Here is a 15,601-nt window from a genome sequence, read left to right as displayed (position 1 = left end):
CCTGGCCGCATCCGGCACGTTGGTCCGGCTCCTGTCATAACAAGGAGCAGGCCATGACGAAGCCGCCCCCCGTTCCTCCCGAGAACCAGAGCCCGATGGGCACCGGCGACGCGAAATCCGGCGACGCTCACGCGACGTCGAAGCCGCACAACGCCGTGACCGGCAATCCCGATCAGCAGGGCCGCACCGGCAACATCAAGCAGAACACCACCAACCAGGGTTATCAGCAGGACCGCTGAGCGGAGGATCCGATGTCGACCTCAACCAAGACCGAAGCAAGCATCCGCCAGGGCGGCCCCGGCGCCTCGCATGAGAATGCCAAGGAGCCGCTGCACATCGACAAGCCGCAGGCCGAGGACCCGCAGCGCCGGCACAGCCGCGTCTCGTCGGGCGGCGGCGAGCGGGATTCGCATCATACGCACGAGCCGGACTCCAAGGGCGGCAACACGCACCCGGCGCATAAGAAGGGCTGACGATGAGCAACAAGCATCCGAAGATGCCGCGTCCCACCAATGCCGACCTCGTGCGCAACCCGCTGATCGGCGGCTCCAAGGGGCTCACGATGGCGCAGGCGAGTCTCGATGATCTCGAGGAACTCGAAGGCACCAACACGTTTCAAGGCGATGTCGAGAACGACACCAACGCGCAGGGCGGCATCGACAAGGCCGAGGTGATGGACCGGCGCCGCGGGCCGCCGCAGCACGATCGCGACCAGCCGCCACGGCACAAGGAGCTGCAGGGCCGCAAGACCCATGAGCGGCAGTTGCGCATGTTGGAGCGGAAGCCGGACAATCCGGACTCCGATCAGCTCGCGCGCGAGATCGAACGCGATCAGGAACGCACACGCGTGTTCGATGCCAAGCCGAGCAACGCCGAGGGCGCGCCGGCGGCACGCATCAAGGCCAAGGGCGACGGCTCCGGCGCGATGACCGATCTGCAGGAGGATCTGGTCGGCGAGAACATGGTGCTGTCGAACCGCGACAAGACCGAGAGCTCACGCGAGCGCGGCCAGGACGGACGCTGGGTCGAGACCGAGCAGTTCCAGGATCACAACGACAACCGGGGCCGCGGCTGAGCGTCACGGCGGCCAGCCGACACGGCGCAGCGCGCACGACGAAGGCGGGAACGGCGGCGACGCCGGCCCGTTGGCTCTTGATACACGCAGACAGAGGATTTCATCATGAAGACAACGACCACGCTCGCTCTCGCCGCCGCATTCGCGCTGACGAGCTCACTCGCCCTCGCTCAGAGCAGCAGCGGTGCCGGCGCCAACACCGGCACCGGCGGCTCGGGCACCGCGACCAGCCCCGGCATGGGCCATTCGACCGAGACCGGCACCACCGGTGCCAACACGGGCCGCTCGACGACCGGCACCGACACCTCTGCGACGGGCGGCCGAAGCGGCAGCGCCACCGGCATGAGCGACGGGATGAGCAACGGCACCACGGGCACGATGAGCCCGCATTCGGGAACGATGGCTCCGAAGCGTTGAGATCGCGCGCGTAGTTCCGAAAAATGAAACGGGCCGCTCCATCCGGCGAACGGATGGAGCGCCGTCGCTTGTGCGTCGGCCGGGCAGTTGCACGATCATGCAGCGTGCGATGATCACGAGGCGCACGATGCCGCAAAGACGCCGCGTAGTGCGCAGGTTCGATTCAATTCCAACAACGAAACACCCAATGACTTAGAGCGATTCAAGTACGTGCGCCGTGTTCATTGCTGCATCGCGTTGCTAGACCTCACGTCAAGCGCCGCCACCTCGGACGGCACGACGTTGGAAGTGCAGTGAACGATGACGGACGATAACGGCCCGCGCGCGGATCGCGCGCGAACCGGCATGTATGGCGCGATCGCGCTCGTGAGTGCCCTGACCGCAGACCTCGTCTGCGCCTCTCCCGCAAATGCCCAGGCCACGCTGCCGCCGGTGACGGTCGACGCGCCGGCAGCGAAGCGCAAGCCTGCGACCGCTGTCAGCGGGCCGCAGCGCCAGGCACGGGCCACGCCGCAACGTCGCGCCGTGCAGCCACCGGCGATGCCGACACGCGCGGAGCGCGTCGCCGCGGAAGCCGCGGCGCTGAATGCCGCCAAGCTCAATTATCGCGCAATGCCGAGCGCGACGACCCTGCGCTCCGGCGCCTCGCCGCTCGACAGCGCACAATCCGTCAACATCGTGCCCGAGCAGGTGATCAAGGATCAGCTGCCGCGCAACATCGACGATGCGCTCGCCAATATCAGCGGCGTCACCCAGGCCAACACGCTGGCCGGCACCCAGGACGCCGTGATGCGTCGCGGCTTCGGCGACAACCGCGACGGCTCGATCATGCGCAACGGCATGCCGCTGGTGCAGGGCCGCAGCCTCAATGCGGCAGTGGAGAGCGTCGAGGTGCTGAAGGGGCCGGCCTCGCTGCTGTACGGCATCATGGACCCCGGCGGCATCGTCAACACCATCGGCAAGCGGCCGGAGCTGTATCAGCACGGCTCGGTGACGCTGCTCGGCTCGGCCTATGCCAACAACAGGACCGGCGCCGACGGCATGCTCGACATCACCGGCCCGATCGGCGATGGCGGCCTCGCCTATCGCTTCATCGGCTACGGCGTCAGCGAGGACTACTGGCGCAATTTCGGCCGCCATCGCGAGATGCTGGTGGCGCCGTCGCTCGCCTGGTACGGCGACACGACGACCGTCCAGCTCAACTACGAGCACCGCGAGTTCATCACCCCGTTCGACCGCGGCACCGCCTTCGTCAACGGTGCGCCGCTGGCGATCCCAGCGACGCGGCGGCTCGACGAGCCGTTCAACAACATGTGGGGACAATCCGACCTGGTGCAGGCCTCGGTCGAGCAGAAGCTCAACGAGGACTGGAAGCTCAACGCGGCCTACAGCTACAACACCGAAAGCTTCAGCGCCAACCAGCTGCGCATCACCAAGATCGATGCGAACGGCATGGAGACCCGCAGCAATGACGGCACCTGGGGCTCGCTCAGCCGGGTGAGCTACGGCACCTCCTACGTGCAGGGCGGCTTCTGGATCGGCGGGATGCGCAACGAGGTGCTGTTCGGCGGCGACGCGCAATATCGCACGATCTATCGCCAGGACCTGATCCGCCAGACGGTCCCGGCCTCGCTTGCTTTCAACGTCTACAATCCGGTCTACGGCCTGATCCAGCCGGGCACGACGATCTCGGCGACCGACAGCGACCAGACCGACAAGCTCGGCACCTACTCGCTGTTCCTGCAGGACACGCTGCATCTCACCGACAGATTCGCGCTGGTCGGCGGCGTCCGCTACATGGACTACGAGCAGATCGCCGGCCGCGGCCGGCCGTTCAAGGCCAACACCGACGTCGCCGCCGACAAGGTGCTGCCGCTCGGCGGCGCCATCCTCAAGCTGAACGAGCAATTCTCGCTCTATGCCAGCTACACGCAGTCGCTGAAGCCGAACTCGACCATCGCCCCGCTCACCGGCGGCGTCGTGCTCGGCTCCAACATCGCGCCGGAGCAAGGCAAGGCCTGGGAGACCGGCTTCAAGTTCGATCTCGACAAGCGGCTGTCCGGCACCGTCGCGATCTACGACATCGACAAGAGCAACGTGCTGGTGTCGCAGACCAACGCCAGCAACGTCGTGGAATACACCACCGCCGGCAAGGTACGCTCGCGCGGCGCCGAGGTCGACATCACCGGCAAGCTCTCGGACGCCTGGAGCATGATCGGCAGCTACGGCTACACCGACGCACGGGTCACCGATGATCCGACCTATCGCGGCAAGCGTCTGCAGAACGTCGCGCTCAACACCGCCTCGCTGTATCTGGTCTACGATTTCGGCACTGCGGTGCCTGGCAAGCTCCGGCTCGGCGGCGGCGCGCGTTATGTCGGCGACCGCGCCGGTGACGCCGCCAACAGCTTCGTGCTGCCGTCCTACGTCGTCGCCGACATCTTTGCGACCTACGAGACCAGGCATCAGAACCTGCCGGTGATCTACCAGCTCAACGTCAAGAACCTGTTCGACAACGTCTACTATCCCTCGGCGGTGAGCGCGCTGAACGTCGCACTCGGCGATGCACGGCGGGTGTCGCTGTCAGCGACGGTGAAGTTCTAGACGAGAGGCGCCGCATGACGGCATTGCGCATCAAGCCGGCGCTGCTGCAACTCCACTCCATCGTGGGACTGACGGCGGCGTTGATCCTCAGCCTGATCGGCCTCACGGGCGCCATCATGAGCTTCGAGGACGAGATCCAGGCCGGCCTCAACGCCGCGCTGGCCCATGTCGCGCCGCGCGCAGAGGCACCGCTCGCCCCCGCCGCGCTCATCGCGCGGCTGCAGGCGGATCCGGACATCGGCAAGGTCTCGGCGATCACGCTGTCGCGCGATCCGGCGGCGGCGGTCCGCGTCCGCTTCGCGCGCAACACCGACGGCGGCCGCCCCTCCTCTCTGCTGGTCGATCCCTATGATGGCCGCGTGCTCGGTGAGCCCCGCGGCGAAGAGTTCTTCGCAACCGTGCGCCGCCTTCATCGCTGGCTGCTGCTGCCCGGCGACGGCAATGGCGCGGGCCGCCAAATCACCGGCGCGGCGGCGCTTGGGCTCGTGGTGCTGCTGATCACCGGCGTCGTGCTGCGCTGGCCCCGCCGCGCCACAAGCGCGAAGGCGTGGCTGAAGCCGCAGTTCGGCCTCGGCGGCCGCGGCCTGCATCGCTCGCTGCACAGCGTCGTCGGCACGTGGGTGCTGCCGGTCTATCTGATCATGGCGCTGACCGGCCTGTCCTATTCCTATGCGTGGTACAAGGACGGGCTGACATGGCTGCTCGCGCCGGCGGCAACGCCGATGCCGGGCAAAGCGGCGCGCGGCCGGAGCGAGGCGGACACCCAAGCCAAGCCGTTGGCGCTCGATCTGGTGTGGGCCACGCTGCGCGACCAGGTCGGAGATCGCTTCGCCGTGATGCAGCTCACCCTGCCCGCCGGCGCCGGCACGATGGTGCGCGTACGCACCTGGCCGAGCGAGGGTCACGACGGACGCCGCGACGAATTCCGCATCGATGGGACGACGGGGCGGTTGACCACGGCCGAGCGCTACGCCGACGGGACATTCGGCGAACGCGTGCTCGCACGCATTCTCGACATCCATCGCGGCAGCATCCTCGGCTGGCCGGGCCAGCTTCTCTTCATGCTCGCCGCCGCGCTGATGCCGCTGTTCGCCGTGACGGGCGTGCTGCTCTACCTGTCGCGGCGCAGGCTGCGGCGGCGGGCGCCGCAGCCGACCGTCCAGCTCGTGCCCGGCGAATAGATCCGTCGCTCAGGCCGCAGCGGGCGCATGCGACGCACGCCGGATGGCGTTGGCCGCGATGATGATGTGCAGCAGCAGCGACAGGCCGAAGCCGAGCGCATGCTGCGCCGCTGTCGCGGGAATCGTCAGCACGGTGACGAGGCCGAGCGGAATGAACAGGACGATGCCGGTGACGAGGCCGGGATTGTAGCTGCGGAAGCGCAGCGCCGGGCCGATATGGCCGAGCGCGTTGACCAGCATCAGATAGGGTGCAACCAGCGCCCAGGCGGGGCCGGCGATCCACGCCACGTAAAGCGCGATCAGATCGATGCCCCAGACCGCGCCGCAATTGACCCAGAGCACGTCGACCGTGGTCAGCGCCTCGCGGCCGCCGAACATCACGGTGTTGACGAAGCTGCGGAAGCGATCTCCGGTGTGCTCCTCGACCTGGTGGATCATATAGCCCGGCGAATGCAGGAAGATCAGCAACAGCGCGAGCGGCCAATCGGCCGCCAGGAGCGGCACCAGCACCAGCAACGCTGCGGCCATGAAACCGGCAGCGGCAACCCAGTGGCGGGTGAGAAGCTCGAGCATCCCCCATTGATGCGCGAGTCGAACGGCGTTGCCAAGCCGGGTTCCTCCGGGGAAACACCGGATCGGAAGCCGGTCTAGTCGTGGCCGACGTCGCCGAGCCGCCGCGCGAGCTTCTTCAGGCTGTCCTCGGTCGGCGGCAGGCTCTGGAATTCGCGGATCGCGCGCGACAGCTCCTGATCCGACATCGGATGCGCGGGCTGCTTGAGGCGTCCCTCGGTCAGCGCCGCCGCGATGGTCTCGATATGTGGACCCGAACCGCCGAACAGGCGGCGGAGCCGGTAGAGGAACGCGATGTGGGGCACGGCAGTTCTCCCGATGCGGCGACCGGCAACTCGCTTCCGCATCTCCTGATACCCAATATCTACTTTAGTAGGAACTGCGAGCCGCACCATCTCATTTGATACGCGAGAGGATCAACGGGCCCGATTTTCCATGGAAGCCGACAAGATCGTCGTCAACAAGCTCAAGGAGCATTCCCGCCTGTCGGCCGACGACATCGCCGAGGTGAGGAATTTCAGCTTTGCCCAGCGCGAGCTGGCGGACCATGAGGACCTCATCCGGCAAGGTGACGAGCCGAATCTATCGGTCGTGGTGATGTCCGGCTGGGTGGCGCGCTATCATCTGCTGTCAGGGGGCCAGCGGCAATATCTCTCCTTCCACATGCCGGGCGACTGGCCGGACGCGCAGGCGCTGTTCCTGGACCGCATGGACCACGCCGTCTGCGCGATCGGCCCGGCCGTCGTCGCCGGCGTTGCGCACAAGGAGCTGACGCGGGCCATCACTAGGCGCCCGGCCCTGGGCTTTGCGATCTGGCGCGAGACCCTGATCGATGCGGCGATCTTCCGCGAGGCGATCACCAACAACAGCGCGCGCAGCAAGCCGGCGCGCATGGCGCATCTGTTCTGCGAGCTGTTCTATCGCGCCCGCGCGCTGGGGCTCGTCCGTGACGAGCAGCTGCGGCTGCCGGTCAGCCTGGTCCAGCTCGGCGAAGCGCTGGGCATGGCGATCGCCACCGTCAACCGCACGCTGGTCGAGCTGCGCGCCAGCCGCGCCGTCGATTTCCGCAGCGGCATGCTGACGATCTCAAACTGGCAGGGTCTCTGCGCAATCGGCGAGTTCGATCCCGGCTTTCTGCACCTGAATAGGCAGCTGCGCTGAGACCAGAGCGTCAGATGCAAAGGCCGATCACCTTGATGTTGAGATGACACTGCTTTGACGGGGACGCCGGCGGCTTGGCGCCCCAGCGCGTCGCAGCTTTCGTTTCGGATTTGGCCTGCGCCACGACCGGCTTGCCCTTGCTCTTCGGATTGCCCTTCGGCTTGTCGGCATCGTAGTCGCCGGCGATCACCATCGCCCAATAGGTGCGCTTGCCGCTGGCGTTCTTCGCGCTGCCAATGCCGACCTTGGTCGCCTTGGGCAGCAAGAGGTTCTTGCGATGGCCGGCCGAGTTGATCCACTGCCCGAGCGTCTTGTCGAAATTGTCGTAGCCATAGGCGATGTTCTCGGCGGCGCGGCCGGCCTTGGACGATGCGACGCGCCGGGTGAAGGGACCGAGCACCTCATGGCTGAGGTCGTCCTTGTCGGCCATCGCCCGCGCCTGCTCCATCGCGATGCGGTCGAGCGTGGCATCGCGGGTGACCCGGCCCTCGCCGTGCTTCAGGCGGAAGGCCGAGATCTGCTCGGCGGGCGCGCTGTCCTGGGCCACCGCCGCAGGAGGCGACAGGGCCATCAGCGAGGCGACCAGCGTCGCAGCAACGAGGCGAAGGGCGGGCATGCTATTCCACCGGCTCGATCGGATAGACGTCGATCGCCGGCTCCTCGTACGGGTGCGCGGCACGGATCGCCGCGAGTGCCGGCCGCAGCCGGTCCTCGGCACACACGGTCTCGATGCGCTCCTCCGCGACGGTCTCGAGCCGGCCGACTGCACCGATGGTCGGATTGGCGCCGGCGAGCGGCCGGAAGCGGCCGGTGCCGGTCATGGTAAACGAACAGTAATCGTAGTTGCCGATGCGCCCGGCACCGGCCTCGCCCATGGCGCGGCGCACGGCCTCTCCATTCGCTGCTGGGACATAGACGACGATCTTGTAGGTCTTCATGCGCGTGCGATCCGCCAGTCGATCACACGCGCGTTACCATCGCCGTGGGAATGGCGCAATTTTCACCAGCTCACGCGCGGTCACAATCGCGCCAGCCGGGCCGTTGACCAGCCATTCCGAAACGCGCCTTGTGCGTCGCAGCAAATCCGATACCTATGCTCGACGCTATTCCCCCGCTCGACCGACATCATGGAAGGCCCGCGCCTTGGCTGATACCAGTGCCGACACCATCGAAATCGTCCGCCACCAGCCGATGGCCTTCACCGAGTTCGTGATCGTGATCGCGGCGATCATGGCGCTCAACCCGCTCGCCATGGACATGATGCTGCCGGCGCTGCCGGACATCGGCTCGGCCTTCCATATCGGCAGCGCCAACCGCGTGCAGATGGTGCTGTCGGCGTTCGTGATCGGCTTCGGCTTCGGCCAGTTCGCGATCGGGCCGCTGTCGGACAGCTTCGGCCGCCGCCCGGTGCTGGTCGGCGGCATGGTGCTGTACGTGATCGCCAGCCTGCTGGCGATCGCCGCGCCTTCGTTCGAGACGCTGCTGCTGGCGCGCGCGCTGGAAGGGCTCGGCACGGCTGCGACGCGCGTGATCGCGACCTCGATCGTGCGCGACTGCTACGCCGGCCGCCGCATGGCGAGCGTGGTGTCGCTGGCCATGATGGTGTTCATCGCCATTCCCGTGGTTGCGCCGGCCTTCGGCCAGGCGGTGATGCTGCTGACGCAGTGGCGCGGAATCTTCGTCGTGCTGACCGTGTACGGCATCGTCGCGCTGCTGTGGACCATCTTCCGGCTGCCTGAGACGCTGCCGGAGAACGAACGCAAGCCGTTCTCGGTCGCCGCGATCAGCGACGCCTTCCGTGCCACGCTGACCAACCGGCAGACGCTCGGCTATGCGCTCGCCGCCAGCGGCATTTTCGGCGCCGTGCTCGGCTACGTGCTGTCGTCGCAGCAGCTGTTCACCGGATTCTACGGGCTCGGTCACTATTTCCCGCTGGCCTTTGCGGCCATCGCGGTGACCATCGCGATCGCCGGCTTTCTCAACGCTCGTCTGGTCGGCCGGCTCGGCATGCGCATGATCTCGCATGGCGCGTTGGTCGGCGCCGTCGTCATCGCGCTGGTCTGTTTCAGCGCTGCGATGCTGGGCCTGCTGCCGCTCTGGCTGTTCATGACCCTGTCGGCGGGCATGATGTTCTCGTTCGGCCTGATGTTCGCGAACTTCACTGCGCTCGCGATGGAGCCGCAACGCGCCAATGCCGGCACCGCCTCCTCGCTGTACGGCTCGATCACGACCCTGCTCGGCATGGCCGCCGGCGCCGTCGTCGGCCAGGCCTTCGACGGCACGCCGCTGCCGTTCGCGACCGGCTTCCTTGCGTGCACGGCGACCGCGCTGGTGATCGTGCTGATCACCGAGAAGGGCCGGCTGTTCCACGGTCAGGGCAAGCCGGCCTAGATCCGCAGTCTCGTTTCAGCTCGCCTCGTTGGGAGAAGGTCGGCGCATCGCGCCGGCCGAGGGATCCAGCCTTTCGGCACGGAGATTTTTGATCGGCCGCACGGGCAGGCTGCATCGCATCTGCCGTCGGCCGAAAATGAAACTGGTGGAGCGCGCAGCGCGCTTTTGTCCGACTGCATCGACTCGCACCATGCACAAATCGGCAGCTCTCTGGGACGCCGCCGCCGCGATGCCAACCTCTTCGGCGCGGCGGCTCGTGATCCGAAGTGGACCTTCTGGCCTGCGGGGCAATGCCGGCTTCTGGGCCTCGGCCGGACGCAAGCGGTCGCGGGACCGATCGGCCGCTCCCGACCCGAAGCTGACATTCGCGGCTTGTGATTGGCCGAAATCCTGGGCTAGGATTTGTGCTGGCCCCACGCCCTGCCGTAAGCAGGTGTGAAACTCTCCGCCGTGACGGATCACGGGCAAGTATCGTTGGCGCAGTTTTGCGCCTCATCTATCGTGATCCTATGAGAAGCAACCCTGCCGCTTTCGGCACCGGCGTCGCCATTGGTACATTGGGCGGTCTTATCGGCCTTGGTGGCGCAGAATTTCGGCTGCCTCTGCTCATCAGCCTGTTCAAATTTCGCGGTCTTGAAGCCGTGATCCTGAACAAGGCGACGAGCTTGGTCGTGGTGGCGACCGCACTGCCATTCCGGGCTCGCACCGTGCCTTTTGACGAAATTGGCGCGCACTGGCCCATCATCGTCAACTTGCTTGCGGGTAGCCTTGTTGGCGCATATGCGGGCGCTGCTTGGGCGACGCGCCTCAAATCAGAGACGCTCTACAAGATCATTGCCGCATTGCTTGTCGTGATAGCTGGCGTGCTGCTGCTCGCGCACGATACCGAAGCAGGAAGCGTACCGCCTCTGACCGGCGTGTACTTGGTTGTCGCGGGCGTCGTCGCAGGCTTCGTTATTGGCGTCGTGGCGTCACTACTCGGCGTGGCCGGAGGCGAGTTTCTTATCCCGACGCTCATCCTGATGTTCGCTGCCGACGTGAAGCTGGCCGGCAGTCTTTCGCTCGCAGTGAGCCTTCCGACAATCCTGGTGGGCTTTGCACGCTACAGCCGCGACCAGAGTTTTGCAGTGCTGCACGCCAATTGGCCGTTCATGCTTGCTATGGCCGCAGGATCAGTGATTGGCACGTTCGCTGGCGGCTTGCTCCTCGGTATCGTACCAAATGCAGTTCTGCTGCCGGGTCTCGCCGCCATCTTGGTGATCTCAGCCGTGAAGGTCTGGCGACACGAATGAAGGCCGCAATATCCGGCCCCTGCACCTGAATGTCTCCTCCTGGCCCATCATCCCCGACCATCCGGTCAGCGCTGCGCACGTCCGCCTCTCAGGCTCAACCAGAACTAAGCCGCCGGACCCCAAAAGGCGGCTTTTGACTCGAAACGGACAGATGCCGCATCAAGTTCTCCAATTGATTGTCGCGATCCGACTTCTGTCCTACGTTCACGCATGCCCTACGCTCGAAAGATCATTCTGCACACACCTCTCGTTGATCCTGCGAAACTCGACTCCTTTGTCGAGGCCTGCCTCGCCGATGGCGTCGTGTTGGTTGCGGCTGTGGGGCCGGATGCGAGCTTGGTGCACGATTTGATCGACGAGATTGTCGTCGGGGATGGCTCGGATCCTGGTCGGATCGGAAAGCTTATGACCACATTGCATCCTGACGAACCGCTCGCGGAAGTGCTGGACTTTGTTGCCAGCTGGCCCGCGAAGCCCGACGATCGAATCGAGCAGGTCCGGTTCTAGGAGCTAACCCTGGCGCGCCGCTGCCGGCCCACGTCCGCCTATGACCCGAAGCTGACCAAGGCTCCCATTTTGACGAAATGTCGTCGGAGGTGGTAGCCACTGCCTGTTATTGATCGGTTTCTCGGCGAAGGGATCGGCTCCATGGGTAAACGCGCGGTGATGGCGATGACTGAAGCCGAGGTTCGCGCCCTGTCATTGTCTCAGCTCAATCAGCAGATCGCTTGGATGGAATACCGCGCCAATAGCGTCGGATCTTCATCGCTGCGCAAGTCCGCCTTAAGGCAATTGACTTGGCTCGAGGAACAGCGCGAGAAGCTGCACGGGGTTCGGGCGCCGGACCACAAACGCTTCTAGCAGGAAGCTAGATGTTCCGAGTTTGTCCCTGTGCGGCCATTTAATACGAAAGAACACCGTAATATTCATTGGCAATTGCCAAATTATCCTTGATGGCTGGCGTCATAGAGGTTGGGAATGAGAAACGCGACAGTAGCCGCGCTCGTGTACGAGTTTTTGTTCGAGGTTTATCGGAAGATGGATCTCGACCGCGCGCAAGGGTGGATACAATCGCTTCCTGATGAAGACGGCTCGCTACGCGAGGCCTTTGATCATGGACATTTGAGCTGCTGGGAGTGGCCCGCCGGTACGTTGCAGGAAATTGGTATTCTCAAGGCTCTCCAACCGAGGCCGCTCGTGTTCGGACCCTATTTTTACCCTGTAATGACTTTGGAAGAATGTGCAGACACCGACTTCTCCAAATTTGAGACCTTTGACAATTATTGCATCGCGATGTTCTCATTCGAAATGCTGCACAGCCATTTTGAACATCGCGGCGAAGTCAAGCTCAGCATTCGATCGAGCCGCTTCCTGGAAGCTGTCGCGAAGCGAGATGATATCTTTCTTATCGAGGACAACGGCCTAGTCAGATTTGATAAGCCGCGCTACGAGGAGAAAGTCATGGCGCGTTGGAGGGGAGGGTTGGATGATCGCCGCATCCATCCCAAAGGAGGTTCTGAGGCCTGATGTGGAGCGTTCTGAAGTGTGGTGAGCTGATGACGCCTATTGGCCCATGCCGGCCCTCACGGCCGGGCTGCGGGACCGTCCGCTTCCCAGACCCAACCGGCACGAAATTTCAGATGCAGGGCCCCTGGCCGCGCTGCGGGCACAGCTTCAGCACGCTCGACAGCGTCAGCAGCAGGCGCGCGCTGCGCGTCGAATTGTCCGGCGCACGGTGGCCGAGCGGGACGGCGACGCCGAGATCGGCGCGCCAGTCGTTCGGGAAGGTGAAGCGCACGCCGGCCCCCGCCGAGGTCAGCGCGACGCCATCCGACGGACGGAAGCCGTCATTCCAGGCGAGCCCGGCGTCGAAGAAGCTGTAGAGCTGATAGCTCTTGAGATAGGCCCAGTCCGGCTTCTGCTCGAAGCGAACCTCGAAGGTGCCGGCGACGCCATTGTCGCCGCTGATCTCGGCGCTGCCATAGCCGCGGCCGTAGGACAGGCCGCCGAGATAGAATTGCTGCGCATTGTACAGCGGCCCGGAGGCGAGCTGGCCGGCGCCGGCAATCTTCAGCGACCATGTCTCCGACAGCGTCTGGTAGCGCGCAAACCAGCCGTTGACGACCGAGAAGCTCGGCGACGCTCCGTTGCGCGACGCCAGGGGATCGCCGGCCGTGGTCGCGCCGAAGGCGTTGAGACCCTGCCGGTAGGCCAGCGTCAGGTAGTTGTCGCCACCGACGTCATCCTTCCAGCGATAGTCCGCCGTGAGGGTCAGCGTCCGGATCCGGTCGCGATACCAGATGCCGAACACGTCGCGCTCGGTGACGTCGCTGAACGCCGCCGCGAGCGTCAGGTTCAACGTCGCGCGCTGCGACTGGACCGGTGCGATGCCGCCGCGCAGCTCGAACGTCTCCGTCACCGTGTTGTCGTTGAAGAGCCGCCTCCTGTCGCCCGGCCGCACCTCGCTGTACAGCGCGGACGCGCCGATGTGAGCGCCATCGATGCCGACCGGCACGTCATAGGACAGCCGCCCGAACGCGAGCTGGCGCGGATCGCCGGGGGTCGTCGACAGGTTGGCAGTGAGCGTATCGCCCGGCAACAAATAGGAGTTGAACGCGGCGGTGGCGTAGCTCTGCCACGGGCCGACGGTGGATGAGCCGAGATTGTCGACACCGGCAAAGCCATAGACGTGCCAGGTCTTGAGATCGAGCACGAGGCGGAAGCGGCCGGTGGTGCCGCCGATCTCCTCCAGCGCAGAATCGGCGAGGCGGACGCCGCCGCGGCTGTTGATCAGCAGCAGCTGCCGTTCGAGCGTCGCGAGGCGCGACGGATGCTCGGCCAGCACGGGCGCGAGCATCGGGCGGATGCCGAACTCCTCCGCCCCCTCGCCTTTCAGGCTGACGTCGGTGATGCTGCCCTCGATGACCTGGATCCGCACCCTGCCGCCGCTGATGTCCTGCGCGGGGACGATCGCACGGCTGAGATGAAATCCGGCCGCGCGATACTGGTCGCCGATCGCGGTCGCGATGTCGGCGAGGTCGGCCTGGGACACCGGCTTGCCAAGATAGGGTTGATAGGCCGCCGCGAGCTGATCGGCCGGCAGCGCCGAGGCCCCCGTCAGCGTCACGCCGCGCAGGGTGAACAAAGGCTTGCGATCCCCCACGCTCTTCTGCGTCTCGAATAGCGGCGCGCGCGGCCGTGGCGGTGCCGGCTGCGCGGAGCGCGACTGCTCGTCGAAAACCCGCTCGGTCTGGCGCGGATCGAAGCTCGGCTGGCTGACCTGCTGTGCCTGAGCGGCACCGGCAGCCCAGACGGCAGACAAACAGAGCGACGTGACGAGCGCGGTTCCGCGGAACCCGAGCAGAGCGTGCCGTGCGGGCATACCGGCACGCCGGTCCGCAGGACTTTCCTCTCCCTCGACACGACGAGCACGCATGCCTCGTTCTTAGTTTGTTAAGGTCAATGAAGCGTAAATGCGTGAAGAAAACCGGGCCGCAACTCCTAAGGGTCTCTTGAAACATTTTGATTAGTTTCAAGGGCTATCAACGACGCGAGTTCGCCGCCATGTCATCCAAGCGCTTCCTGATACCAGGACTGATCGCGTGCCTCATCGGCGCAACGTCTGCTGCAAGCGGAGCCGACGGCGATCCATGGCTGGTGAACAAGTCGTCGGGCGATGTCTGGGTCACGAGCCCTGGCGCATCACAGGTGTCCCTCGGTCGGGACGACGCGCTGAAGCCCGGCGATACGATCCGCACCGGTCCGACCGGGCGCGTGCGCCTGACGCGCGGCGCCGAGACGATGGTGATCGCACCGAACTCGGAGGTCGGCCTGCCGACTTCGGCCAAGGACGGCATGGCGACGACGATCCTGCAGCGCGCCGGCTCGATCCTGCTCGATGTCGAGAAGCGCAACGTGCAGCATTTCGAGGTTGAAACACCCTATCTGGCCGCCGTGGTGAAGGGGACGCAGTTCAGCGTCACCATCTCCGGCCGCAGCACCAAGGTCGAGGTCAGCCGCGGCCAGGTGCAGGTGTCCGACTTCAAGACCGGTCAGATTGCGCAGGTCATGCCCGGCCAGGCCGCCACAACCTTCAACACCGGTCGATCCGGTCTCAGCCTGTCCGGCGCCGGCAGCTTCAGCCCGATCGAGCAGGGACGCCCCCGCGCGCCGACGATCGATCGGGTTCCGGTGCCGCGCGATGGCCTGCATGCGCCGCGCGAAGCCAGGGGCAGCGTGATCCACGCGCTGAACAGCAACGGCCCCGCGATCCGTCCAGGCCCATCGACGCCGTCGCCGCAGCGCTCCGCCACCGCCGCCGTCGGCGCGCGTCCGAACGTGGTGCGGATCTCGAGCTCGATCGGGGAGGTCAATCTCAACATCCAGAAGGCCACACGCGGCCTCGCCCACGGCACGCATTCCGCCGGCGGCGGCGGACGCAGCACCGCCTGGAGCGATGCCAGAGGCGGTAGCGGCAATTCGACGAGCAGCGCAGCGGCGAGCGGCACGTCGGGAGATTCCTCGGTGGCAGCCGCTGTGACTGCGGCAGTCGGCTCGCCGAGCGGCTCCGCCAGCGCCAATGCCGCCAGCAATGGCAACGGCGGCAACGGGAACGGCAACAACGGGAACGGCAGCAGCAACAACAGCGGGAATGGCAACAGCGGTAACGGGAACAGCGGTCACGGGAACAACGGCAATAGCGGCAACAACGGCAATAGCGGCAATAGCGGCAATAGCGGCCATGGCAACAGCGGCCGCGGCAACGCCTATGCTTATGGCCACGGCAAGGATTGATGTGACCGCTTCGAGCGCGACGTCACGCCTCGGTCCACGACGCGACTGCGGGGCGGCTGACGACACTGCAGACGAGGGCAGATTAAGTTTGGGATCGCGAAAGCGGGCATAGGCCT

At 65.6% G+C, this 15,601-nt stretch carries 18 protein-coding genes; 13 read left to right on the top strand and 5 right to left on the bottom strand.

Annotated elements, in window-relative coordinates; genetic code table 11:
- Positions 1-53: 53 nt before the first annotated feature.
- From HL666_RS02685 to HL666_RS02660, 6 genes are all read left to right on the top strand, one after another.
- Entirely contained in the window at positions 54-239 is a 186-nt protein-coding gene (locus HL666_RS02685; RefSeq protein WP_172179744.1) for a hypothetical protein, read from the top strand.
- 12 nt (positions 240-251) lie between these two features.
- Positions 252-473 carry a hypothetical protein gene (locus HL666_RS02680; protein ID WP_172179742.1) on the top strand — a complete coding sequence of 74 codons (222 nt, stop codon included), beginning with the start codon at positions 252-254 and terminating at the stop codon, positions 471-473.
- Between the two features lie 2 nt (positions 474-475).
- The gene (locus tag HL666_RS02675) at positions 476-1,075 is read left to right on the top strand and encodes a hypothetical protein (protein ID WP_172179740.1); all 600 of its coding nucleotides are present in this window, start codon (positions 476-478) and stop codon (positions 1,073-1,075) included.
- Positions 1,076-1,180: 105 nt separating this feature from the next.
- The gene (locus tag HL666_RS02670) at positions 1,181-1,492 is read left to right on the top strand and encodes a hypothetical protein (protein ID WP_172131772.1); all 312 of its coding nucleotides are present in this window, start codon (positions 1,181-1,183) and stop codon (positions 1,490-1,492) included.
- 300 nt (positions 1,493-1,792) lie between these two features.
- A complete protein-coding gene (locus HL666_RS02665; protein ID WP_172179738.1) occupies positions 1,793-4,096 on the top strand; it encodes a TonB-dependent siderophore receptor in 2,304 nt (767 codons plus the stop codon).
- A 14-nt stretch (positions 4,097-4,110) separates the two neighbouring features.
- The gene (locus HL666_RS02660; RefSeq protein ID WP_172110915.1) at positions 4,111-5,277 is read left to right on the top strand and encodes a PepSY-associated TM helix domain-containing protein; all 1,167 of its coding nucleotides are present in this window, start codon (positions 4,111-4,113) and stop codon (positions 5,275-5,277) included.
- 9 nt (positions 5,278-5,286) lie between these two features.
- Here HL666_RS02660 and HL666_RS02655 read toward each other — a convergent pair whose 3' ends face one another.
- Together HL666_RS02655 and HL666_RS02650 are read right to left on the bottom strand one after the other, a co-directional pair.
- On the bottom strand, positions 5,287-5,850 hold the full coding sequence (locus HL666_RS02655; protein ID WP_172110916.1) for an HXXEE domain-containing protein: 564 nt from the start codon (positions 5,848-5,850) through the stop codon (positions 5,287-5,289).
- Positions 5,851-5,924: 74 nt separating this feature from the next.
- Positions 5,925-6,152 carry a hypothetical protein gene (locus HL666_RS02650; RefSeq protein ID WP_172110917.1) on the bottom strand — a complete coding sequence of 76 codons (228 nt, stop codon included), beginning with the start codon at positions 6,150-6,152 and terminating at the stop codon, positions 5,925-5,927.
- A gap of 130 nt (positions 6,153-6,282) precedes the next feature.
- Here HL666_RS02650 and HL666_RS02645 point away from each other — a divergent pair, with 130 nt between their 5' ends.
- Positions 6,283-7,008: a Crp/Fnr family transcriptional regulator gene (locus HL666_RS02645; RefSeq protein WP_172179736.1), complete on the top strand. Its 726-nt coding sequence runs from the start codon at positions 6,283-6,285 to the stop codon at positions 7,006-7,008.
- 10 nt (positions 7,009-7,018) lie between these two features.
- On the opposite strand, the gene HL666_RS02640 is transcribed toward HL666_RS02645, so the two are convergent.
- Both HL666_RS02640 and HL666_RS02635 read right to left on the bottom strand, forming a co-directional pair.
- A complete protein-coding gene (locus HL666_RS02640) occupies positions 7,019-7,624 on the bottom strand; it encodes a CAP domain-containing protein (protein ID WP_172110919.1) in 606 nt (201 codons plus the stop codon).
- Between the two features lies 1 nt (position 7,625).
- Positions 7,626-7,946 carry a YqfO family protein gene (locus HL666_RS02635; RefSeq protein WP_172110920.1) on the bottom strand — a complete coding sequence of 107 codons (321 nt, stop codon included), beginning with the start codon at positions 7,944-7,946 and terminating at the stop codon, positions 7,626-7,628.
- A 205-nt stretch (positions 7,947-8,151) separates the two neighbouring features.
- Here HL666_RS02635 and HL666_RS02630 point away from each other — a divergent pair, with 205 nt between their 5' ends.
- From HL666_RS02630 to HL666_RS02610, 5 genes are all read left to right on the top strand, one after another.
- Entirely contained in the window at positions 8,152-9,399 is a 1,248-nt protein-coding gene (locus HL666_RS02630; RefSeq protein ID WP_172110921.1) for a multidrug effflux MFS transporter, read from the top strand.
- A 509-nt stretch (positions 9,400-9,908) separates the two neighbouring features.
- A complete protein-coding gene (locus HL666_RS02625) occupies positions 9,909-10,691 on the top strand; it encodes a sulfite exporter TauE/SafE family protein (protein ID WP_172131767.1) in 783 nt (260 codons plus the stop codon).
- 171 nt (positions 10,692-10,862) lie between these two features.
- On the top strand, positions 10,863-11,198 hold the full coding sequence (locus tag HL666_RS02620) for a DUF7684 family protein (RefSeq protein WP_488225950.1): 336 nt from the start codon (positions 10,863-10,865) through the stop codon (positions 11,196-11,198).
- Positions 11,199-11,339: 141 nt separating this feature from the next.
- Complete coding sequence (locus HL666_RS02615; RefSeq protein ID WP_172110924.1) at positions 11,340-11,552, top strand: hypothetical protein; 213 nt, start codon at positions 11,340-11,342, stop codon at positions 11,550-11,552.
- 117 nt (positions 11,553-11,669) lie between these two features.
- Positions 11,670-12,218: a hypothetical protein gene (locus HL666_RS02610; protein ID WP_172131766.1), complete on the top strand. Its 549-nt coding sequence runs from the start codon at positions 11,670-11,672 to the stop codon at positions 12,216-12,218.
- 109 nt (positions 12,219-12,327) lie between these two features.
- Here the strand turns inward: HL666_RS02610 and HL666_RS02605 are convergent, their stop codons facing one another.
- Complete coding sequence (locus HL666_RS02605) at positions 12,328-14,073, bottom strand: ShlB/FhaC/HecB family hemolysin secretion/activation protein (RefSeq protein ID WP_172179734.1); 1,746 nt, start codon at positions 14,071-14,073, stop codon at positions 12,328-12,330.
- A gap of 182 nt (positions 14,074-14,255) precedes the next feature.
- Between HL666_RS02605 and HL666_RS02600 the strand changes: the two genes are divergently transcribed.
- Positions 14,256-15,485, top strand: coding sequence for a FecR domain-containing protein (locus HL666_RS02600; RefSeq protein ID WP_172179732.1), 1,230 nt, complete (start codon positions 14,256-14,258; stop codon positions 15,483-15,485).
- The last annotated feature ends 116 nt before the right edge of the window (positions 15,486-15,601 follow it).

This window comes from Bradyrhizobium aeschynomenes (assembly GCF_013178945.1).
Lineage (GTDB): Bacteria > Pseudomonadota > Alphaproteobacteria > Rhizobiales > Xanthobacteraceae > Bradyrhizobium > Bradyrhizobium aeschynomenes.
The sequence above is the reverse complement of the archived record's forward strand: the minus strand, read 5'-3'. Positions and strand labels throughout refer to the sequence as shown.